Origin of the sequence: Nonomuraea sp. KM88, assembly GCF_052245635.1 — a bacterium.
GTDB lineage: Bacteria > Actinomycetota > Actinomycetes > Streptosporangiales > Streptosporangiaceae > Nonomuraea.
This window is the reverse complement of the sequence record NZ_JBQQCC010000006.1, coordinates 179,443-201,343: the sequence shown is the minus strand read 5'-3', so window position 1 is coordinate 201,343 and position 21,901 is coordinate 179,443. Positions and strand designations below refer to the sequence as shown.

Here is a 21,901-nt window from a genome sequence, read left to right as displayed (position 1 = left end):
CTTGGCGTGATGGGTGCCGGCCCCTGAAAAAAACTTCCGTACCGCTATGCCGGTTCGCATAGGCCCCTGAAACGGGCAGGCTACGCTCTTTGCCCATGATTGGTCGCGCCCTGGTGGCGAGCGTGCTCGCCCTGCACCTGTCGGCGGTGCCGGCGCTCGCCCGGGCGCCGGAGAAGTGCGCCCCGCCGAAGGCCAGCCCCGCCATCGCGGAGAGCTGGGCTCAGCGGCGCCTCGCGGTCAAACGGGTGTGGCCGCTGACCATGGGCCAGGGCGTCACCGTGGCCGTCATCGACAGCGGCGTCGACGAGCGCCACCCGCAGATCCGCCTGGCGGGCAAGGCCGACCTGACCAGTGCCAAGGCGGATCACCGCGACTGCGTCGGCCACGGCACGGCGGTCGCGGGCATCATCGCCGGCCAGCCCCGGCCCGACGTCCCCTTCTACGGCGTGGCCCCCGGGGTGCGGCTGCTGTCGCTCAAGCAGTCCGATGACACGAACGGCGAGCTCGCCACGCTGGTCAAGGCCATTACGACGGCCGCGGACGAGAACGCCGACGTCATCAACATCTCCATCGAGACGCAGGACGCGCCCGAGTTGAAGGCGGCCGTCGACTACGCGCTCGGCAAGGACGTCGTGATCGTCGCCGCTGCGGGCAACACCAGGAAGGACGACGGCACGCCCGGTCCCTCCTATCCGGCCGCCTACGACGGCGTGCTGGCGGTGGGCTCGGCCACGCCGAACGGCGGGCGGTCGGAGTTCTCCAACCCCAACGCGGTCGACGTGCTCGGCCCCGGCCAGGACGTCAGCTCGACGTGGACGGGCGGTGGCTACCAGAGCAAGCTGGACGGCACGAGCTACGCGGCGCCGTACGTGGCGGGGGTCGCCGCGCTCGTCCGCGCCCGCCATCCTCACCTCGACCAGCTCCGGGTCCGGCGGCGGGTCATGCTGACCGCGGACGGCGCCGCGGGCAAGGGCACCGGCGTCGGCATGGTCAACCCGCTGCTGGCGGTGACCATGGTGCTGCCGTCGGAGGAGGTGGCGGTCGCGCCGCCGGTGCCGTCGCCGCTGCCGGCCTCGGTGGTGAGCAAGGCCGTGCCGCCTGACCAGCGGGCCATGGAGGTGGCGACGGCGGTGGCCGCCGGCGGCCTGATGTTGTCGGCCGTGGTGATCGCCTTCTACGTGCTGGTGCCCATGGGGCGCCGGCGCGGCTGGCGGCCGGGGTCGCGGGCCGGTGTGGATTGACCGCTGTTGTCAGGGTGTGACCGAAACTACTGATGCTGATGATGCCTATTTGGTTAAATGTCCCTCGTTCATGACGCATTCCCGGAAGGACGGTCATGGCGGAGAAGGACTCGCCTCAACCTGAGCGCATCGGCTCCCACGAGATCGTGGGGCAGGTCGGCACGGGCCCCCGCGGCGTCGTCCACCTGGGACGGGAGTCGGACGACTCCGACCAGGTGGCCGTCAAGACGCTGGCCGTCGACCCGGCCGCCGATCCCGACTTCGTCGCCAGGCTCAAACGGGTCACGCGGGTCTCCAACTCGAACATCGCCCGCACCATCGACGCGGGTGTCCACGAGGGCCGGCTGTACGTCGTCCGTGCGCACGTCGAGGGCCGCTCGTTGGCCGACACCGTCGCCGAGGACGGCCCGCTGACCGGCGACGCGCTGGAACGGGTCGCGGTGGGCATGCTGACCGCGCTGACCGCCGTCCACCTCGCCGGGTTCGCGCACCGCGGCCTCACCCCGTCCAACGTGATCCTCACCGGCGAGGCACTGCGCGTCACCGACATCGAGATCGGCGACCCCGCCGGCGAGATCGGCTACCGCGCGCCCGAGCAGATCAACGGGCTGCAGTACGGCCCGTACGCCGACGTGTTCGCCTGGGCCGCGACCGTGGTGTTCGCCGCGACCGGCGCCGCGCCGTTCGGCCACGATGCCCAGGCCGTGCTGAACGGCGCCCCCGAGGTCGGCGACCTGCCCGAGCCGCTGCGGCAGGTGGTGCTCGCCGCGCTGACCAAGGACCCCGGGGCCAGGCCGACCACGTCCACCGCCATGCTGCGCCTGCTCGGGGACGCCAACGCGCCCATGCCCGCGCCGCCGATCGACGGTGTCCCGGTGCTGCCGCCCGCGCCCGCCGGCGGCCCGCCGGCCCAGGAGCCGCCCGCGATCCAGCCCATCCAGCTTTCGATCGAGGGCGTGCGAGGCCCCATGGGCGGCCCCACGCCCCTGCCGCCACCGATGAACCTCGGCCCGGTGCCGCCTCCCGGCATGGGCCCGGTCCAGCACGGCCCCGTACCGCCGGGCGCGATGCAGCAGGGACCGATGGGCCCCGCCCCGCTGCAGGGTCCCGCGCAGCCCGGCCACATGGAGCACGGCTCCCCGCAGGGCCAGGTACCGCCGCCCGCGCCGCCCGCCTGGGGCCCGCCCCCCGGCCAGCAGCCCCCGGCGCAGGACGCGCAGCAGACCTGGCAGCCGCCCACCGTGCCCCGCCAGGCAGGCAACCAGCAGCGCAGGCCGTTCCCCATCGGCCTGGTGGCCAGCGTGACCGCCGTCGTGCTGCTCTCGGGTCTCGGCCTGTGGGGCGCGAGCCACTACTCCAATAACGTCTCGTTCTCCCCGATCGCCGCGGCGAGCGACGAGCCGGCGCCGGGCGAGGTGTCGAGGTCCGCGGGGTCCGTGGGCGTCGTGCCCACCCAGCCGCAGGCCGAGGTGACCGCGCCCTGGGCCACCGCGACGCCGAGCCCTGACGAGAACGGGGTGGGCCCGATGACCCTCCCGACCGATGCCACGACGGCGTCGCCGGAGGTGCCCGTGCTCACCAGCGTGCCGACGCCGCCGCAGGTCACCACGCAGCCGGTGCCCATCCCCACGGTCACGACGACCGCCGCCCCGACGACCGCCGCGCCGACGGCCACCACGCCCAAGAAGACGCCCAAGCCGACGGCGACCGTGACCAGAACCGTCGAGCCGAGCCGCACGCCCACGCCGACCCCCAGCCAGACCCCGACGAAGAAGCCGACGCCGACCAAGGAACCCACCAAGGAACCCACCAAGGAACCCACGCGGGAACCGGAGCCGACTCCGACGAAGGCCCCGACCACCAAGGCTCCGGAGCAGCCGAAGCCCACGAAGTCGAGCGCCAAGCCGGCGCCCAAGAAGAACCCCTACAGCGCCACCCAGGTGTGCGGCAGCGGATTCGTGGTGCAGCGCAGCAGCTCGTTCGAGGGCGGCACGACGTACCAGCTGTGGAGCAACAGCGCCGGGCAGAACTGCGTGGTCACCCTCAAGTCCGGCGCCGACGTCGGCAAGGCCACGAAGGTCAGCGCCACGCTGGAGGTGAAGGGCGGCAGCAGCAAGACCGACTCGGGCAACTTCGAGTATTACGCGGGCCCGGTCAAGCTCTCCGCCAAGGGCAAGTGCGTGCGCTACTCCGGTAGCACCTCCCAGGGAAGCACCAGCGCGGACTGGGCCAACTGCGGCTAGCGGCTGGTGATCCGGCCGCCCGCACGCGCGGGCGGCCGGATCTCAGTAGCCGCGGTAGCCGTCGCCGGTCTTCACCCCGACGACCCCCGGGACTGCGGACACCGAGCCGTAGCGCTCGATCGCGTAGCGCACGCCCGCGATGATGTTGTCCACCGGGTTGTAGATGTCCTTGTGCCCGGGCAGCGAGTGGGAGTCGAAGGTCGGGTCGATGGTCTGCATCAGGCCCTTCGACGGGATGCCTGCGGCGGCGTTGGAGTCCCACAGGTTGATCGCGTTCGGGTTGCCGCCCGACTCGTGCTGGATGATCATATAGATGTCGTTGGGGTTCATCTTGTCGACCGGATAGCCGTGCTCGCGCAGGATCGCGATGGCCTGCTCGATCCACTCCTTGACCCGGCCCGTCGGAGCCGGGCCGCCGCCCGCGGGAGGCAGGCCGCTGGGGCCGTACCCGCCGGGTGTCATGGGGCTGCCGCCGGGCCCGCCGTTGGCGCTCTGCGCCGTGTAGCTCTCGGTGCGCTGCCAGTCGAGTTCGTGTCCCGGCCCGGGCGTGAACTCCTGCTCCCCTGCCGCCTTGATCTTCGCGAACGTGTTCGTGCGGTCGCCCAGATACCTGGCGATGTCGTCCTTGGCACCGGTGACCGCCTCCTTGGCCTCGCGCACCGGCGTGCGCGCATCCTCGATCGCCTCGGTGACCATCGCGCCGATCTCCCGGTCGAGGTCCGCCTGCTCGGCGTCCGGGTGGTTGTCCCGGTACGTGTTCGCGCGCGTCAGCAGCCGGTCGCAGATGCCGTTCACCCTGCGCTTGGACGACTCCAGCACGTTGGCGGCGTTGTCCAGCGACGACGCGCAGTCGACCAGCGCGTCGTTCAGGTCCTGCCCCGCCTTGCCGTAGTCGCGCATGTAGGTCACGAACGCGTCCGCCGAGCCGCCCTCCCAGGCCAGGTCGACCGTGGCCACGGCGGCCCCGAGCGAGCCCGTGTTGCCGAGCACCTTGCCGGCGGCCGAGCGCCAGCGCCTGGCGATGCCGCGGATCGACTCCGGGTCGCCGCTCACCTGGTCGGCCATGTTCGCCAGCCGGCTTCCGTTGGGCAGGTCGCGGATTCCTTCGGGGGCACTCATCCGGGGTTGTTCGCTCTCCGTACGTTGTCCTGAACCAGGTCGAGCGCCCGCTCGACGCCGCTCACCAGGCTCCTGGCCTTGCCGAACTCGCTGTCGGCGGCCAGCTCCACGTCGCGCACGGCGTCCGCCAGCGCCGACGAGTCGCCCAACCGGCCGAAGATCGTCGAGTCCGGCCGGTCGTGCGGGTAGCTCTCCGCCAGGTCGAGGAACTTGCCCGCGACCGTCCTGGCCGACGTGCGGCAGTCGTCGAGAGCGTCGAAATGGATGTCCAGCCCTGCCATGTCAGTCCTCCGCCGGTGGCCAGATCGCCGTCTGCGTCAGCCGCGCGCCCAGCCGTCTGTCCACGAACAGGCCACGTCCGGGCGGCTGCGGCTGCGCCCGGACGTTGCCGAACAGGAACCCCTCGTCCTTGCTGCCGGAAAGCACCACCGCGGGGCTGGCCAGGTCCTTGATCCGTTGGATGATGGGGTCGAACATGGCCCGGCCGAGGCCGCCCATCGCCCGCGCGAGGATCAGGTGCAGGCCGATGTCGCGGGCCTGCGGCAGCAGCTCGGCCAGCGGCGCCAGCGGGTTGCTCGACGTGGCCACCAGCTCGTAGTCGTCGACCACGATGTAGAGGTCGGAGCCCTTCCACCAGTCGCGGGCCCGCAGTTGCTCGGGCGTCAGGTTCGCCGGCGGCAGCCGCTTGAGCAGCGCGTTGCGGGCGTCGTCGATCAGCTCCTTCGCGGCCGAGGCGGAGGCGGCGTAGCCGATGCGGTTCTCGCTGACGGCGGTGTCGAGCAGCGACCGGCGGTAGTCGATCACGAGCAGCATGGCCTCGCGCGGCGTGTTCCTGGCCACGACGTTCTCGGCGATCACCTTCAGCAGGTTCGACTTGCCGCTCTCGGTGTCGCCCACGACGGCGAAGTGCGGGTCGGCCTCGAAGTCGAGCAGCACGGGGGAGAGCGTGGCCTCGTCGACGCCGATGGCGATGCGGTTCTTGCCGGTCTCCTCGACCCCGGGCAGCGACGCGGCGGGCAACATCGAGGGAAGCAGCCTGACCCGCCTCGCGGGCTGGCCGTGCCAGGACTCCCTGACCGCGCGGACCAGGCCCTCCACCCCGGAGGCGAGGTCCTCGGCGTCCTGCACGCCGTCGATCCGCGGCAGCGCGCCGAGGAAGTGCAGCCCGTCCCTGGTCAGCCCGCGTCCCGGCACGCCCTCGGGAACGGCCAGCGACTTCTTCCTGTTGATCTCGGACTCGTACGCGTCGCCCAGCTTCAGCTCGATCCGGGTGCCGAACAGGTCGCGGATGCCGGGCCTGAACTCCGACCACTTGTTGGTCCCGGCGATCACGTGGATGCCGTAGCCCAGGCCGCGCGCCGCCAGGTCGGTGATCATGGGCTCGAGCGCCTCGAAGTCCTGCCTGATCGTCAGCCAGCCGTCCACCACGAGGAAGATGTCGCCCCAGCCGTCGGGCTGCACGGAGCCCTCGGCCAGCCGCCTGCGGTAGGTCGCCATCGAGTCGATGCCCTTCGCGGTGAACTCCCGCTCCCGCTGCTGCAGCACCGACACGATCTCGGCCACCGTACGGCGCACCCGCTCGCCGTCGAGCCTGCTGGCCACGCCGCCGACGTGCGGCAGCCCCTCCAGCGTCGCCAGCACGCCGCCGCCGAAGTCGAGGCAGTAGAACTGCACCTCGGCGGGCGTGTGCGTGAGGGCCATGCTGGCGATCAGCGTGCGCAGCGCCGTGCTCTTGCCGCTCTGCGGCCCGCCGGCCACGCCCACGTGCCCCGCCGCGCCGGACAGATCAAGCCAGTACGGGTCCCGCCGCTGCTCGAACGGCCGGTCGATGATCCCCACCACGGCCTGCAACCGGCCCCGGCCCGGCCACCCGGGCGTCGTCAGCCCGAGCTCGGGGGTGATCGACAGCGGCGGCAGCAGGTGCGCGAGCGTGGGCGGCTCGTCGAGCGGCGGCAGCCAGATGCGGTGTGCGGGAGGACCGTGCCCGGCCAGGCGGTCGACGACGATGTCGAGCAGGGTCTCCTGCGAGGAGTTGTCCTCCTCGGGGGCGGTCTCGGTCTCCTGCGGCTCGTCGACGAGGGGGACGGGCACGAACTCGGTGCTGTACTCGACGACCTCCCTGATGGGGATCGTGCCGTCGGGCGAGGCCACCTGCCGGCGGTCGGCCTGGTACGCGCCGGACACGTACGCGGCCTTGAACCGCGTCATCCCGGTCGTGTCGAACTTCAGGTAGCCGTTGCCCGGCGCCGACGGCAGCTCGTAGGCGTCGGCCACCCCCAGCACCACCCGGCTCTCCATGGCGGAGAACGTTCGCAGGCCGATCCGGTACGACAGGTGCGTGTCGAGCCCGCGCAGGCGGCCCTCCTCCAGCCGCTGCGAGGCCAGCAGCAGGTGCACGCCCAGCGACCGGCCCAGCCGGCCGATCATCACGAACAGGTCGATGAACTCGGGCTTGGCCGTCAGCAGCTCGCTGAACTCGTCGAGGACCACGAAGAGCGTGGGCATCGGCTGCAGGTTGGCGCCCTGCTCGCGGGCGCGTTCGTAGTCGCGCAAGGAGGCGTAGTTGCCGGCCGAGCGCAGCAGCTCCTGCCTGCGGACCATCTCGCCGTGGAGCGCGTCGTGCATGCGGTCGACGAGCGGCAGCTCGTCCTCCAGGTTGGTGATGACCGCGGAGACGTGCGAGAGGCCGTCGAGGCCGAGGAAGGTCGCGCCGCCCTTGAAGTCGACGAGCACGAAGTTGAGGATCTCCGAGGAGTGCGTGACGGCCAGGCCGAGCACCAGCGTGCGCAGCAGCTCTGACTTGCCGGAGCCGGTCGCGCCGATGACCAGGCCGTGCGGGCCCATGCCGCCCTGGGCCGACTCCTTGATGTCCAGCTCGACCAGCCGCCCGTCGGCGCCGAGCCCGATCGGGACGCGCAGCCGGTTCCTGCCGGCGCGCGGCCGCCAGCTGTGCGCGGGGTCGAGCAGGGTGGGGTCGCCGACGCCGAGCAGATCGGTCAGCGTCGTGTTGGTGGCCAGCACGTCCTGCGCCTCGCCGCCGCTGGCGGTGGAGGCCCGCAACGGGGCCAGCTGGCGGGCCAGCCCTTCGGCCCTCAGATAGTCGAGCGCGTCGGGGTCGCCGAGCCGGTTGGTGCTCTCCTTGCCCGCATGGTCGATCTTGACCATGTGGAAGCCCTCATGGTTGATCCGCAACCGCAACGTGCTGCGCTCCTCGACCACGCCGGCCGAGTCGGACAGGTCGATGACGGTGACGCCGTCGATGGCGTCCGCGCCGAGCTGCGAGTCCTGCGGCACGTGCCCGCCGTCCAGGATGAGCACGTGGTACGGCAGCGCGTCCGACGGGGACCCGGGCCGGAACCTGGCCCGCTCCTTCAGCTCGCCGCCCACCAGCTGGTCGAGCTGGGCCAGGTTCTCGGCCATGAGCCTGACCTGGCCCGCGCCGTCGGTCTCGTCGGGGTGCAGCGCGTGCGGGAGCCACTTGACCCACTCCCAGTGGCTCATCCACTGCCTGCTCGCGCACACCATGATCCGCATGTCGTCCGGTGAGTGGAACACCACCATCTGCGCCACCATCGCCCTGACCAGGTCGCGGACCATCGGGAGGTCGCCGTCGAGCTTGATCCTGGCGAACGAGTGCAGCGCCACGGCCACGGGCAGCTGCGAGACCGTCGAATGCGTGCGGATGAACCTGCGCAGGGCCCCGGCGGTCAGCGCGTCCAGGTCCTCGACCGGTTTGGAGTCCGGCGGGATGAGCTGGACGGCGAGCTTCTGGATGCCGGTGCCCAGGCGTACGGTGCTGAAGTCGTCGTCTCGGGGGCGGCGCTCCCACAGCCGGGGGCCCATGGCGGTCCACCAGAGCGTGTCGGGGGCCGGCCCGCTCCATTCGAGGGCCTCGCGCTGCTGGATGGCGGCCCTGCGCACCTTCTTGCGGATCTGGGCGAGGTAGCGGAAATAGTCGCGGCGGGCGCCGTTGAGGCGGTTCTTGCGCTCGCCCGCCTGGCGGCCCATCTGCCCGATCGTCATGCCGACCATGGAGAAGGCGAACAGGCCGCTGGCGACGTACATGATGGGGTTGGCACGGGTGCCGCCCGCGGTGAACATCAGGCCCATCGCCGCCGCGCCGGCCACCATCGGCAGCCAGGTCAGCACGGCCATCATGCCTTGCGACTGGACCTCGGGAATCTCCGGCGGCGGCTCCAGCAGGATCTCGCCACGCGGAGGCTTCGGGCTTGGGCGGCGCTCAGGGCGCCGGACGACGACGATGCTCACCCTTGGTACAGGCCCTTCTGCTGCTCCGGATGTCCCTTCTTACCAGATGTGACAAACGTCCGAGTTGGGGTCCGAGTTAACTCAGGCTGGATATGTTGGTGTTGTGACATCTCTGGCGGAAATCCCGTTCGCGCAACAGGGCGGTCTGCACCAGATGCCCGCTCCACTGCCTCCGTTGTGCCACGTCACCGTGGTCGGGCCGCGCAAGAGGGCCGACCTGGCGCTGCCCGCCGACATCCCGCTGCCGCACGTCCTGCCGGGACTCCTGCGGGCCATGGGAGAGCTGGGGGGCGAAGCCGTCTCCGGACCGGGCTGGACGCTGCAGCGGCTGGGCGGCGCGCCCTTCGACCTCGGGCGGAGCCTCGGCCAGCTGGGCGTGCTCGACGGGGAGATCCTCTACCTGCGGCCGCGCGAGGTGGCGCTGCCGCCCGCGCGCTTCGACGACGTCGCCGACGTGGTGGCCACCGGAGTGCGCGAGGGCAAGGGCAAGTGGGACGGCGCCCACACGCGCATGATGGGCGGCGGTGCCGCCTGCGGGCTGCTCGCCGCGGGGGCGGCGGCGCTGGCGTTCGGCGGGCTGAACCCGCTGCTCACCGCGATCGTGGCGGGCGCGCTGGCGCTGCTGCTCGTCGGGGTGGGCGTGGCCGTGTCGAGGGCGGTCGGCGACTCCGGGGCCGGCGCGCTCGTCGGTTACGCCGCGTTGCCGTACGCGTTCCTGGCCGGGCTGCTCGCCCCCTCAGCGGGCGGGGGGATGCCGGCGCTCGGTTCGCCCCAGATACTCGGCGCGCTCGCCTGCACCGCGCTGGTCGCCACGATCGCCGGCACCGCCGTCTCCGACGGCGTGGCCGGCTTCCTCGGCACGGCTATCGCCTCCATGGTGGGCGCCGTGGGCTCGGCCGTGGTGATGGTGACGGGCGCGCCCGCCGCCGGGGTCGCCGCGGCCTGCGCGGCCGTGGTGATGGCGTTCAGCCCGTTGATCCCCGTGCTCTCCTTCAGGATCGCCCGGGTGCCGCTGCCGGCGATGCCCACCAACGCCGAGGAGCTGCGCAGCGACAACCAGAACCTCGACAGCGCCTCCGTGCTGGAGCGCACGGGAGCGGCGCGGCGTTACGCGACCGGCATGGTCGTCGGGATCACGCTGGTCGGGGCGGGCGCGCACGCGCTGCTGGTCATGGAGGGCCGGTGGATCGCCGTGGCCATGTCCGTGTGCCTGGCGCTGACGCAGCTCCTGCGGGCGCGCGTGTTCCAGGGCGTCGGCCAGCGGCTCTGGCTGATGCTCACGGGTTTCGCCGGGATCGCGGCCGTGGCGGTCGAGATCGGCGTGGTCGTCGGCGGGGTGGCCGCGGTGGCCGTGGTGCTCGCGCTGCTGTGGACCGCGATGATCGTGGTCGGCATGGGCGTGTGGTTGCCCAACGGGCGGCTCTCGCCCTTCTGGGGCCGCGCGGGCGACATCGTGGACTGGCTGTTCATCGTGTCGCTGGTGCCGCTGGCGCTCGGCGTCCTCGACGTCTATACGTGGGTACGCGGCCTGGCGGGCTGAGGTCGGCACACGGTTTGTGCGGATCTGCATGCCGCAATTGGTGCGTATGAGGCAGGATGGCGCCTGTGACGGATTTCGGGGACTTCGGCAACATCGACATCGACAAGCTTCTGAACAGCCTGGAGGACCAGGTCAGCAAGTCGGAACAGGTGCAGAAGTCGATGGGCCGGCTGGTCGGCCGGGGCGAGGACGACGACGGCCTGGTGGTGGCGGAGTACGCGCACGACGGGCTGCGTACGCTCGACATCCGCCCGAAGGCGATGCGCCTGAGCTCGGGCGAGCTGTCGGAGCGGATCAAGGCCGTCCTGCAGGACGCCATCGAGGACCTGCAGCGCCAGATCGACGAGTTCATGACCGAGCTCTACGGCGACCAGGTCAACCCGATGCGCATGATCGAGAATCCGGTCGCGATGCTGAAGGAGACGAGGCGCGCCGAGGCCAGTTTCGATCGGGCTTTCGAGAACGTCATGGGCGAGCTGGCTCGCATCCGCCGCGAACTCGACCTCTAGCTTGACGGCAAGGGTTGCTGATCTGTTACATGTACTTTTTGGGACATCTGTCAACACAGTGGCGTTTGGTGCTTGTATGAGTGCCAAAGCCGAAATACCTGGAGGTGTCAGTGGTTGACTTCTACGGCGCGAGCCCTGGCCAGATCTCGAAGGCGTCCGGACACGTCGTCGACACGGCACAGTACATCGAGGGTCTGCGTACGGCTACCGAGACGACCGCTAACGGTCTGCTCAGCACCGGCTGGCTGGGACCGGCGGCGGCGAAGTTCAGGATCGCCATGACCAACTGGGACGCGTCCATGCGGGCGGTGCGGACCGACCTCGAGGGCATCGCCGACAAGATGGGCGTCAACTCGGTCGTTTACAGCGCCACCGACCAGGACGTGCAGGCCGGTGTCGGCCGTGTCGAGTCCCTGATCAACGTCGACGTCAAGTAGGGGGATGAAGATGGGCGCCGAGCTCGACTTCACCAAGGTCAACTTCGGGCAGATGGATCTCGCCCAAGGTGACTTCGTCAAGATCCTGGGTTCCTTCGAGAGAGCCACCGAAGAGCTTCTGGCCAAGCTGAGGACCGAACTGGCCGGCCACTGGGAAGGTGGTGCCGAGGAGTTCTTCAGGCAGCACGAGCAGAAGTGGAATCAGGCCGAGGCTCAGATGCGGCTGCAGCTGGACGAGCTGCAACGTGCCGTCCAGATCGCCAACGAGAACTACCGGGCCGCGGAGGCCCGTAACAAGTCCATCTGGTACGACGGCTGAAACCTGAGACCACATAATTCCCCCGGCCACCGCACGCGGTGGCCGGATCATGTGAAGGGGGGCACATGGGCGAGTCGTGGCCGGGGCTCGACGACACCGACGACGAGCTCTACTACAACGTGAGCAAGATGCGGGCCGTCGCCGACGACCTCGAGGGCGCCCTGGCCGCCACACAGGGTCCAGGAGGCACGAGGGAGGGCGTGACAGGCTCCGTCGAGTCTCTCACCAGGTATTTCTCGCTCGACGAGAGCCACATCGGCAGCTGGCCCGCGGCAAGCGCGTTCGCGGCGAGCGTGAGCAGCATCATCCCTGACACGAGCACCTACGGCCCGTACTTCATGGGGCGCGGGTACGGCCTCGCCTCTCTCTACGAGGCGTACGTGGAGTGCTGCCAGGAAGTCGTCCAGGCGATCAGGGAGAGCGCCGACGTCTACGAGAGAACCAACCCCCCGCAGGCTGACGCTGGAGAGTGAGCTGAGTGGCAGAGCGGAGCGTCGAAGTCCGCCATCCGTCCGTCAGGCCGGCGGAAGTCTGCATCGCCGCGAAACGCGAGCAGATCCTCGCCTGGCTGGAGAACACCTCGCCGCTGGAAGTCCACGACAGGGGCATGACGTACGGCAAGGTGGCCGAGACCATCAGGTCGGTGGCCGACGCGATCCCCGACGTCGGCACCGCGCTCAACGGCGCATGGAGGTCCGGCAGCGCCGCGAAGACGCAGCAGGCCCTGCGCAAGCTCCAGGCCAGCGGCAGCCGGCTGGCGACGGCCATGCAGGACATGTCCGAGGCCCTCACCCTCTACGGGCGCGACTACCTGCCGCAGGCCATCGAGGAGGCGCGCAAGGACGCGTCCGGCGACCAGGGCGACGACGGCCCCGCCCGGCTGGCGCTGGAGAAGCTCAACCGCCGCATCATCAGCCTGTACGAGAACAAGCTCCCGCAGACCGTGAGCGTCGACCTGCCGGAGGTCTCCCCGGCCGGAAACACCGGCGGCACACGGCGCATGCCGCTCGACACGCAGGCGACCTACCGGCAGGGCGACTACTGGAACGGCGGCTCGGGTTCGTCGGGCGGCTCGACCGGTTCGAGTCCGTTCGGCGGCACCGGCTCGCACAGCGGCACCGGCACCCCGGGGAGCGGACCCGGCTCCGACAACGGTTCGGACAGCGGCAGGGACACCGGTTCGGACGGCGGCACGGGCGACGACCCGGCGGCGGAGTCCCCGGCGTCCCCCGGCGACCAGACCGGCTCCACCGGCGATCAGAACGGCCAGTCGCCGACGGAGCAGAACCCCGGCGACGGCACCGCGCCTGCCGTGATCGACAACAACGCCACCGACACGCCTGGCGACACGAGGGATCCCGGCAGCACCGAGTCGGCCAACGCGCCCGTGCAGAATCCCCCCACCGCCCACACGCCGGTGACCCAGCAGCCCGTCGGCTCCCAGCCTCCGGGCACGCCGGCGGTGATCGGCGGCGGCGGCTCGTACACACAAGCGGGCACCCCGGGCGCCGTGTCGGCGCGGCCGGGGGTGGGCGGCATGGGCATGCCGTTCCTCCCGATGGGAGGTATGGCGGGCGGCGAGCAGTCGCAGGACCAGGAGCGCTCGACCTACCTGACGGAGGACCGCGACATGTGGCATCCGGATGAGCGCTCGACCTCGCCGGTGATCGGAACCTGAAGGAGACGGGATGGTACTCGAACGCGATCCGGACTGGCCCGGTGCGTCGGACAAGGACGAGACGGAAGACCCCTACACCAACCGTACCGAGGTACGGCGCATCGCCGGGGAAATGAACGAGCTGCTCAAGAAGATCAAAGACTTCTCCGGCATCGCGGTGACGGAGCACGCGCAGGAAGTGGGAGGTCCAGCTTTCCACCCGGAACTTCCCGCGGGGGCCGGCTCCTTGGCCGACCTTCAGCGATACTGCGCGCTCAGCGAGCACCAGATGGGCCAGTGGCCGGCGGCCATGCAGTACGGTTTCTCGGCACAGATGGCCTACAGCACGCTGGTCGGGGAGCCGGGCGCCAACAGCAGCGGCCTCTACGCGCAGCTGGTCGCCAGCGCGGAGGCGGCCTTCGACGAGGGGCTGATGGAGACAGCCGCGACGTCGGAGAGAGCCGAGTCCGCGACTGAAGAGGCTGCCACGCAGCGGCACGTCTGATAGGAAAACGCGAACATGCCCGAGCCTGAGACGACCACCACCCCCCTCCACCTCAACGACACGAGGCTGGACACCTCGACGCCCGACGCCTCGTGGATGAAGAGCACCGTCGCCAGCATCGGTTTGACGGACAGCACGATCGACGAGGTCAAGAGGTACATCGACGAGACGGACCCCGGGTCCGTGAAGCTGGCCGGGCTCTACTACGAGGCGGCCGAGCCCTTGCTCAACAGCTTCGCCGCCGACCTGAAGACGAAGGCGGCCGACCTGGCGAAGCACTATCAGGGCCCGGCGGCCTACCAGACCCAGTTGCAGTTGCAGGGGCTGGCTGCCAGCGCCCGTGAGCTGGCCACGAAGCTCGGCGCCATGGGAAGGTCGCTGAAGGGATACGGCGAGACGCTGCGGTGGGCCCAGATGAACGTCGTCGAGTCGGCCTACCGCGACTCACGTTCCGACCAGGACATCGACTACGCCGCCGTGCTCAATCCGTTCAACAGCGCGAACCGCGGTGACCACCGGGCGGCCGACCACATGAAGGCCGTCAACGAGCGGATCGTCGGGCACTACGAGCAGCTGCCCAGCGAGGTGCAGCAGGCGCTCCCGATCGTCGTAACACCTGAGATGCCGGACTTTCAGAACGGTCCGCGCCTGCCCGGCGGCGTGCCGGTGGGCGACCACACGAACCTCGGCGGTTACGACCCCAGCTCGTTCGGTCCCGGCTCGGTCAGGGGCGTTCCGGCGGTGGCGGGGCCGGGTGACGGCGCCTACCCGGGTGCGAACTACCCCGGCGGCGACCGTCCCGGGTCAGGCGACCTGCCCGGCGGAGACGGCCCCGGAGACGGTTCGGTGGGCAACGTTCCGTCGGGCCAGACCGGCATGCCCGACGGCGCGAACCCCGGAGACCCCGGATCCGTCACCGGCCCCACCGCGGCCGGACCGAACTCGGGCGGCACCGACCTGGCGGGCTACGACCCCTCGCTCGGGAACACCACGCCCGGCGGGACCCAGACCACGACCGGAGGCCCCGGCATGGGCACCGGCGTCCCCGGCGGCGGGAGCGCGGGCAACGGCGGTGCGGCTCTCGCGGGCGCGGGGCGTACGGGAGCGGGCGGTATGGGCTTCCCCATGATGCCCATGATGGGCGGCGGCACGGGCGGTCGCGACCAGGAGAACGACAGGGAGAGCACGACGTGGCTCGCCGAGGACGACGACGTGTGGGGCGGCCCCGAGGGCACCACACAGTCCACGATCGCCTGACCCCGTAGTTCGGGCGTGGTGTACGGCTCCGGACCTACAGCGAGAAAGGGCGACCATGGGCGCAGGAGACACCTTCCCAGCCGGTATGCCGAATGCCGGAGCCTTCGGCAACGTCGAGATCAAGTGGGAACACGGCGCGATCGAGCAGACCGGCAAAGACATCGGTGAGCAGGCGCCGCACATGGGCAGGATCGCCCAGCAGACCGGCGGGATCCGCGTGGAGCCTCCCGCGTTCGGCGTGATCGGGATCGGCCTCAACTACGCGCACGACCGGACGAAGGACAGCGCGGCCGAGGCGATAGCCACGGCCAGGAGCGTGCTGGCCGACTACGAAACCGCCCTCGCGTCTTTGGAGAACAACTACCGCAGGGCCGACAAGGACAGCGACGGCGTCATCAAGATCGGTCCTGATGATCCCGGCGGCGGGCCCGACCCGTTCGGCGGCGGTCTGCCGGATGGCGGACTGCCTGACGGCGGTCTCCCGGACGGTGGCCTGCCTGACGGCGGACTGCCTGACGGCGGTCTCCCGGACGGTGGCTTGCCTGACGGCGGCCTGCCATCGGACAAGTTGCCCGGTGCCGACATGCCGTCGCCGGAGATGCCGGACACCGACGTGCCGAAACCGGAGATGCCGGACACCAACGTGCCGTCGCCGGACATGCCGGAGATGCCGGACACCAACGTGCCGCAGGCCAACGTCCCCTCCCTCGAGGACCAGCTCAACCGGGAGGTCCCCGAGCTCGACCCGAACGCGCTCAACCCCAACGGCACCGACCTGGCGGGCTACAACCCCTCGGTGCCGAACCCTTCGGTGCCGAACCCCTCGACGTCCCTCGGCCCCGGATCCGGGCCTGGCATGGGCACCGCCGCGCCGTCGGGCGGCGCCTCCTCCGGCGTCCAGCCCGGCGCGGCCGGCGCCCGCGGCGGCGGCATGAACGGGATGGGCGGCATGCCGTTCATGCCGATGATGCCGGGAGCAGGTGGCCAGCAACAGGAACGCGAACGGGAGAACCCCGAGTACGTGCGCGGCGACGAGGCCGACTGGCTGGACGACATCGACATCGCGCCACAGGTGATCGGCCAGGATGAGTAGAAGGGCGACAGCGCCGGATGGTACTTGATTACCGCGGATATTCGAGCGACCGATGGCAGCTCATCACTGCGGCCGGAATGGCGACCACGGCGTCTGCGATCCTCTACGAGTATCCGGTGGCCAAGCAGATCGCGCTGGGGATCGGCATTCTGGTTTCCAACCCCGGCGGTATGAAGGAGGCCGCCGGGCAGTGGCAGGCCCCCTCGACCGGCGACGGAGAGACCGACTTCGCCGGCATCAAGGAGACGTTGGCCACCATCAAATCCAAGGTCGAGGACCTGTGGCATGGGCCGGCCGAGGAGGCCTTCAGCCAGGCGGTGGACAGCCTGATCGACCAGATGGCCGTGGCGGAGCAGCACTTCAAGGGCGTCGGCGGCAGCATGGATTTCGTCGCTCAGCTCTATCACTACGCCGCGGAAGTGGCCATGGCCGTGGCCACGGTGCTCATGGCCGTGGCCGCCATCTGGCTGGCGATCAAACTTCAGCCGTTCAAATTCGCCTACGTACTCTACGTGGCCATCCACGAGACCATCACCCCGCTGGCGGTCGTGGTGAGAGGGCTGGGCGTCAAGCTGGGCAAGACGCTGATGGTGACGACCGGCATCGTCGCGATGGCCAACTTCATGTGCGCCTCGATGACCGGGACGCTGACGCAGAATCGTCCCAAGCCCGACTACACCCCGACCGGGGTGGAGTACACGCCTCCGGAGGAGGAGGACGGCGTGGGCACCCTGGAGCCAACGAACGGTGGGATGCCCAGCATGCCCAACATGGGCGGCGGCGGAATGATGGGCGGCATCATCTGAGGCTCGCGCCTAAGAGGCCGTCACCTGCAGCGGCGACCGGGCGGCCTCGGGATCCAGCGTCGGGCCCTCGGGCAGCAGGTGTACGAGGTTGCCCGGCATCGGCGCCACGTCCTCCGCTCCGTACCCCAGCTTGTTGATCTGGTCGGCGGACGTGAGCGGATATTTGCGTCCCTGGTCGGAGAGCAGGAAGTAGGTCTGGACTGAGCCCTTCTGCCCGTCTCCGGGCAGGAGGCCGCCCAGCGCCGCCGCCCCCGCAGGCATCAGCACCTGGTCGAAGTGCTCCTGGTCGCCGCGCGAGCTCGGCGGCGGGATCGTCATGGTGCCGCCGACGGTCACCTTGGCGCGCGCCGAGCCGTTCTGCGTGTCCGCGTACACCGAGCAGAGCGGGCTCGACGAGGGCACGACCTTCGGCAGGGTGGTGGGCAACCCCGACACGGCGAGGTTCTGGCGGGAGGTCCTGGCGTTCGCCGTGGCGGCGTCGATCTCCAGCGGCTTGGCGACCTGCCTGCCGTAGGCGCGCTTGATGGCGGGGTCTTCGAGCAGCAGGGTGGCCTGGGTGAGGGTGATGGGCGCGAGCCCGTCGGCGAGAAGGACGTACCACCGGGCCGCGGCCCCGCTCACGCCCTGCACGGTGTACACCTGGCCGATGGCGGCCCGGCCACCGCTCGGCCCGCGTACTTTCCGGCCCAGGTTCGCGATCTTCGGCGGCAGGAAGTCGGGTCCGGGAGGAATGGCGTTGATCCAGGTCGGGGGCACCTTCTTGGGCCGGGCGTTGAGCGCGCGGACGCCGCTGTCGTTCACCTTCATCCGGGTGTCGTTCCAGATGACCCACGACTGCTTGCCGTCCGTGACGACCAGCGCGCCGGCGCCGACATGCGCGCCGCCGACGTTCGTGCCGCCCACCAGCGTGACGTACGGCACGGGCGTCCCCGAGGCGTCGGGCGCCTCGGTCACGCACACCGACCAGGGCCCCTTGACCAGCTTGTCCTTCTCGGGCAGCGAGTCCGGCGCCCCGGCGATGCCCACCAGGGGCCCGCGCGGATACTTGGCCAAAGAGGCGGCGGAGACGCTTCTGACCTCGAAGTTCGACGTGTCGAGCAGCAGCAGGGCGGAGACGTAGTTGGCGACCGGCAGCAGCCGCTGCTGCTCCTGGCTGTAGACGTATTTGGCGCCGGTCTCCTCCTCGACGAGCAACCTGCCGGGCTCATCGAGCTTCGTCGCGTTGCCGGGGCTGAGCAGCCCCCAGATGCCGAACGCGGCCATGATCAGCACCGCGACGATGATGCCGCAGAACGTGGCGACGTTGTGCCGCCGCATCGGCGTCTCGGGCACGTCGGGCTCGGCCTGCAGCAGCGCCAGGCCCAGGCGCTGCTGCATGAGCCGATGCGCCTGATAGAGGTCCTTCTGGGTCTGCATCTCACCTCTCCCGAGTCCCAGGAATCAGCATAGAGCGCTCAGGTGTCATGATTTCCGGTGAATCGGCCAGGAGCCGCTCGGAGCTCCTGGTCCCGCTACGGCAGCGCCAAGCCCCAGTACAGAGCCCACGGCAGGAACACCGCACCGCCGGCGACGAGCACGCCCAGCCGGACCCTCTCGCCGCGGGCCGTGACCCGTCGCCGGCGCACCGCGACGATCAGCGTCCCGACGACGGTCGCCACGGCGAGCGCCTGGAGCACGAGCCAGATCACCGGCCGCCCGGCCAGCACCGGTCCGGGCACGGCCAGCTTCCCGCCGGTCATGATCAGGTAGGTCAGGTAGCAGAACCCGCCGGCCACCGCAGCCGTGCCGGCGCTGCTGACCACCCGCGCGGCCACGAGCGGGGACTCCGGAGCGGCCGACCGCCTGACGCGGCGCACCAGCGCCACGATCGGATAGCCGCCGAACGCCGCCAGGAACACGACGAGCGCGGCCAGCTGGACGGGCGCGGACTCCCACCAGGCGGCCGGCGGAACCTCCACGGTGTCGTCCTCCTGGACCGGCGCGGGCCCGGAGACGTCGGCAGTGGGCGCCCGCCCCGAGGTGGCCTGGCCCACCCAGCTTCCCACCAGGTCCGCGTAGCCGGGGGCGAGCTCGGGCAGCCGGGTGACCCCGCCGTCCGGCGTCAGGTGCGCCGCGTGCTCGGCGTCGGCGAAGAACCGGAAGGAGTACGCCCGGTTGCCGCCCTTCTCCAGGGCCGCGGCCATGATCGGCGGCGTCTCCCTGGGAGGCGTCAGCAGGTCGTGCACGCCCCAGATGGCCAGCACGGGCCGGCGCACCTGGGCGAAGACCGGCCCGGGGTCGAAGTAGGGCTCGGGGAACATGCCGCCGTCGGCGATCGCGCGGTACAGGTTCGGCACGGTCCGTTCGACGAGCGGCCCGTGCACCCCCGCCTTGCGCAGCCCGGCGGCCACCGCCCAGGTCTGCTGCCGCAGCGGCGGCAGCGCGTTGGCCCCGACGAGGATCACGAACGCGATGTCGGCGGATCGTGCGGACGCCATGGGAACCACCCATCCGCCCTCGCTGAAGCCCAGCGCGCCGACCTTGCCGGGATCGACCCCGGGCCGGGTCCTGAGCGCTCCCACTGCGCCGAGGGCGTCCTCGGCCAGTTGCGCGTACGACCTGTCGAACAGCGAGTAGCCCTGGGAGCGCTTGTCGTAGATCAGCACCGAGAGCCCCTGCCGGGCGAGGGCGACGGCCTCGGCCAGCAGCTTCTCCCTCGGCGTTCCGTCACCGGCGCCGTGCACCAGCACGATCCCGGCCCGGCCGTCGCGGGCGCCCGCGGGGGTGATGACGCTGCCCCGCAGGTCCAGCCCTCCGCCGCCGCGGAAGGTCACGTCCTGCGCCACCAGGTCGCCCGGCAGGCCGGGCAGGGGCCCCGTCGCCGCGACGGCGGGGGCGAGGGGCGTTAACAGCGTGGCGGCCACCGTGAGGGCCGCGAGGACGAGTCGCATGTTGCCGAGACTAGTCTGCAGAGAGTTCTCGGCAAACGAATGTCTGCAGATATCGTTCTGGAGTACTAGCCTGCTCCTCATGAAGGATGACGAGCGCCACGAGCCGTACGTGCTCGACGACCCCGAGCGGCTCAAGGCCCTCGCACATCCCATGCGCCGCCGCATGCTCACTCTGCTCAACCTGCACGGCCCCGCCACCTCGACCACCCTCGGCGAGCTGCTCGGCGCCAAGACCGGCACGACCAGCTACCACCTGCGCCAGCTGGAGAAGTACGGCTTCATCGAGGAGATCCCCGAGCGCTCGTCGGGCCGCGAACGCTGGTGGCGCCGTGCCCGCATCCTGCGCGACATGCGCGCTCCCCACCCCGACGAGCTCGCGCCGGGCGACCGGGCGGTCCTGGAGGAGTTCCACCGCGTCGGCTACGAGGAGGACCTCGCCCTGGTGGAGCGCTTCCCCGCCGCCTACCGCGCCGACCCCGACTGGGCGTGGGGCTCGCGAGGGCTGGTCCGCATGACCAAGGACGAGCTGAAAGCGTTCCAGGACGAGTACGTCGCCCTGCTGCTCAGGCACGGTCACCAGGCCGACGACGCCCCGCCGGACGCCCGCCCCCTCTACGTCCGCCTCTTCACCCTCCCCGCCGACGACGGCTAATGGGAGCTACACCTATGTCGTGTCAAGCGACTGCTAGAAGATCGTTTCCGTGAGTTGTCGGGCTGGTCAGGACCTTGTAGAGCTCGCGGGCGACATAGCGCTTCAGGCAGCGGATGATTCAGCCGGTCGGGGTTATCGCCGCAGGTGGACAGCAGCTGGGCGGCGATCTCGGCGGTGAGCGAGCGGTAACGAATGGCCAGGCGACGCAGCGCGACTTTGACCCCCTGGGCCGGGTCGGCCAGATCACCGGCAGGCCGCAATCGGGTGCAAACATTGGCGAGCTTGACCGCTGATCGGGTGGGCAGCTGCTCGCGCAGCTCGGCGGGAGCGGGCCGTCTGGATCATGAACGCGATGTCCTCATCACTGATCAGGCGAGGACGGCTTCCCGCCCACCGAGGGTCCAGCGCGGCCAGCCCTCGCTCGTTGAAGGCATGGATCACATCCCGGAACGGTGTCTTCATACGCCGCGACCAGCCGCGCGATCGCCGGAGCGGGAGTCCCCGACGCCGACGCCATAATGATCAACGCCCGCCGCACCCGGATCGACTCGTGTCTGCCCCGGCGCACGATCTGCTGCAACTGGCTGCCTTCGTCTTCGCTCAACCGTCGTGCCCTGACCGGCTCTGCCACCCACGCACCTCACCCTCGACGCCAACCTGCTGCCATCGAGAGTGACCGATCAGCCCGCCACCGCGCACCCCTGGATCGGTGCGTCACCCGACCCGGTGAACCTTCGTGGTCACCCCACTGGTCGGTCACGACTTCGTCGTCGGCTCATTAGCGATCCTGGCGGTCACCGTCTTCTTCGTCGTCGACCACGATGTCAAGCGTGGACGCGAATTGGACGCGCTCGTGGCAGGCCATTGGGGGAGCGATTTCATCAGCACGCCCAAGCACGGCGTAGGCCCGTCCGTCCCGGTGCCGCTGAAGGGATACCTCGTCATCGACCACGAGCGTGAGCTGCCTGCGTACCTATGGGAGGACGGCACCCTGCACGAAGCCACTCCTCCGGCTGCCGCTGACACACTGGTGGTGGGCGTCTCGGACAGTTGCGCCACCCACCCGGTCACCGCCCAGGAGACACCCACACGTGTGGTGCTCTCGGTAACCGGCCAGCGCGCTGGAGACACGGACAGCTATCTCGTCTCCGACGTGGACACGCTGAAGGAGACCTGCGCCGTGGACACAGGCGTAGCCCTGAGTTATGCCCGGCTGTCGAGCCCTCTGGGCGACCGCGAGATCATCGACGCGGCGACGGGCCAGCCGGTTCGGAGAGTCGGTGGTTGACCGGCGGGCGTTCCAGACTGCCCAGGCCCGTGCAAT

Annotated in this window: 19 protein-coding genes; 14 read left to right on the top strand and 5 right to left on the bottom strand. The window is 70.5% G+C overall.

Annotated elements, in window-relative coordinates; translation table 11 throughout:
- The first annotated feature begins 95 nt into the window (after positions 1 to 95).
- The gene (mycP, locus tag ACTWPV_RS20310) at positions 96 to 1,241 is read left to right on the top strand and encodes a type VII secretion-associated serine protease mycosin (RefSeq protein ID WP_443152990.1); all 1,146 of its coding nucleotides are present in this window, start codon (positions 96 to 98) and stop codon (positions 1,239 to 1,241) included.
- Positions 1,242 to 1,336: 95 nt separating this feature from the next.
- Positions 1,337 to 3,484 carry a serine/threonine protein kinase gene (locus tag ACTWPV_RS20305; RefSeq protein WP_443152989.1) on the top strand — a complete coding sequence of 716 codons (2,148 nt, stop codon included), beginning with the start codon at positions 1,337 to 1,339 and terminating at the stop codon, positions 3,482 to 3,484.
- A gap of 42 nt (positions 3,485 to 3,526) precedes the next feature.
- On the opposite strand, the gene ACTWPV_RS20300 is transcribed toward ACTWPV_RS20305, so the two are convergent.
- The 3 genes from ACTWPV_RS20300 to eccCa are packed head-to-tail and all read right to left on the bottom strand — an operon-like array spanning position 3,527 to position 8,872.
- A complete protein-coding gene (locus ACTWPV_RS20300) occupies positions 3,527 to 4,603 on the bottom strand; it encodes a transglycosylase SLT domain-containing protein (RefSeq protein WP_443152988.1) in 1,077 nt (358 codons plus the stop codon).
- Positions 4,600 to 4,884, bottom strand: coding sequence for a hypothetical protein (locus tag ACTWPV_RS20295; RefSeq protein ID WP_347646697.1), 285 nt, complete (start codon positions 4,882 to 4,884; stop codon positions 4,600 to 4,602). The genes ACTWPV_RS20300 and ACTWPV_RS20295 overlap by 4 nt, the downstream gene beginning before the upstream one ends.
- Before the next feature lies 1 nt (position 4,885).
- Complete coding sequence (eccCa, locus tag ACTWPV_RS20290; RefSeq protein ID WP_443152987.1) at positions 4,886 to 8,872, bottom strand: type VII secretion protein EccCa; 3,987 nt, start codon at positions 8,870 to 8,872, stop codon at positions 4,886 to 4,888.
- 103 nt (positions 8,873 to 8,975) lie between these two features.
- On the opposite strand from eccCa, the gene eccD reads away from it, so the two are divergent.
- The 10 genes from eccD (at position 8,976) to ACTWPV_RS20240 (ending at position 16,995) form a co-directional block, all read left to right on the top strand.
- A complete protein-coding gene (eccD, locus tag ACTWPV_RS20285) occupies positions 8,976 to 10,412 on the top strand; it encodes a type VII secretion integral membrane protein EccD (RefSeq protein WP_443152986.1) in 1,437 nt (478 codons plus the stop codon).
- Positions 10,413 to 10,477: 65 nt separating this feature from the next.
- Positions 10,478 to 10,921 (top strand): YbaB/EbfC family nucleoid-associated protein, encoded by a 444-nt coding sequence (locus tag ACTWPV_RS20280; RefSeq protein ID WP_443152985.1) that lies wholly within the window; start codon positions 10,478 to 10,480, stop codon positions 10,919 to 10,921.
- Between the two features lie 110 nt (positions 10,922 to 11,031).
- Positions 11,032 to 11,358: a WXG100 family type VII secretion target gene (locus ACTWPV_RS20275; protein ID WP_347646701.1), complete on the top strand. Its 327-nt coding sequence runs from the start codon at positions 11,032 to 11,034 to the stop codon at positions 11,356 to 11,358.
- A gap of 4 nt (positions 11,359 to 11,362) precedes the next feature.
- The gene (locus tag ACTWPV_RS20270; protein ID WP_347646702.1) at positions 11,363 to 11,677 is read left to right on the top strand and encodes a WXG100 family type VII secretion target; all 315 of its coding nucleotides are present in this window, start codon (positions 11,363 to 11,365) and stop codon (positions 11,675 to 11,677) included.
- A 65-nt stretch (positions 11,678 to 11,742) separates the two neighbouring features.
- Entirely contained in the window at positions 11,743 to 12,150 is a 408-nt protein-coding gene (locus ACTWPV_RS20265) for a hypothetical protein (protein WP_443152984.1), read from the top strand.
- Between the two features lie 5 nt (positions 12,151 to 12,155).
- Positions 12,156 to 13,355 (top strand): hypothetical protein, encoded by a 1,200-nt coding sequence (locus ACTWPV_RS20260; RefSeq protein WP_443152983.1) that lies wholly within the window; start codon positions 12,156 to 12,158, stop codon positions 13,353 to 13,355.
- 10 nt (positions 13,356 to 13,365) lie between these two features.
- Positions 13,366 to 13,839, top strand: a complete 474-nt coding sequence (locus ACTWPV_RS20255; protein WP_443152982.1) for a hypothetical protein — start codon at positions 13,366 to 13,368, stop codon at positions 13,837 to 13,839.
- 15 nt (positions 13,840 to 13,854) lie between these two features.
- Positions 13,855 to 15,096 carry a hypothetical protein gene (locus tag ACTWPV_RS20250; protein WP_443152981.1) on the top strand — a complete coding sequence of 414 codons (1,242 nt, stop codon included), beginning with the start codon at positions 13,855 to 13,857 and terminating at the stop codon, positions 15,094 to 15,096.
- Between the two features lie 85 nt (positions 15,097 to 15,181).
- Positions 15,182 to 16,189, top strand: a complete 1,008-nt coding sequence (locus ACTWPV_RS20245; RefSeq protein ID WP_443152980.1) for a hypothetical protein — start codon at positions 15,182 to 15,184, stop codon at positions 16,187 to 16,189.
- A 77-nt stretch (positions 16,190 to 16,266) separates the two neighbouring features.
- Positions 16,267 to 16,995 carry a hypothetical protein gene (locus ACTWPV_RS20240; protein ID WP_443152979.1) on the top strand — a complete coding sequence of 243 codons (729 nt, stop codon included), beginning with the start codon at positions 16,267 to 16,269 and terminating at the stop codon, positions 16,993 to 16,995.
- 9 nt (positions 16,996 to 17,004) lie between these two features.
- Here ACTWPV_RS20240 and eccB read toward each other — a convergent pair whose 3' ends face one another.
- Both eccB and ACTWPV_RS20230 read right to left on the bottom strand, forming a co-directional pair.
- Positions 17,005 to 18,411, bottom strand: a complete 1,407-nt coding sequence (gene eccB / locus ACTWPV_RS20235) for a type VII secretion protein EccB (RefSeq protein ID WP_443152978.1) — start codon at positions 18,409 to 18,411, stop codon at positions 17,005 to 17,007.
- 95 nt (positions 18,412 to 18,506) lie between these two features.
- Positions 18,507 to 19,925, bottom strand: coding sequence for an alpha/beta hydrolase family protein (locus tag ACTWPV_RS20230; RefSeq protein WP_443152977.1), 1,419 nt, complete (start codon positions 19,923 to 19,925; stop codon positions 18,507 to 18,509).
- Positions 19,926 to 20,004: 79 nt separating this feature from the next.
- Here ACTWPV_RS20230 and ACTWPV_RS20225 point away from each other — a divergent pair, with 79 nt between their 5' ends.
- Together ACTWPV_RS20225 and ACTWPV_RS20220 are read left to right on the top strand one after the other, a co-directional pair.
- On the top strand, positions 20,005 to 20,577 hold the full coding sequence (locus tag ACTWPV_RS20225) for an ArsR/SmtB family transcription factor (RefSeq protein WP_443152976.1): 573 nt from the start codon (positions 20,005 to 20,007) through the stop codon (positions 20,575 to 20,577).
- Positions 20,578 to 21,313: 736 nt separating this feature from the next.
- Positions 21,314 to 21,865: a hypothetical protein gene (locus ACTWPV_RS20220; RefSeq protein ID WP_443152975.1), complete on the top strand. Its 552-nt coding sequence runs from the start codon at positions 21,314 to 21,316 to the stop codon at positions 21,863 to 21,865.
- Positions 21,866 to 21,901: the final 36 nt, after the last annotated feature.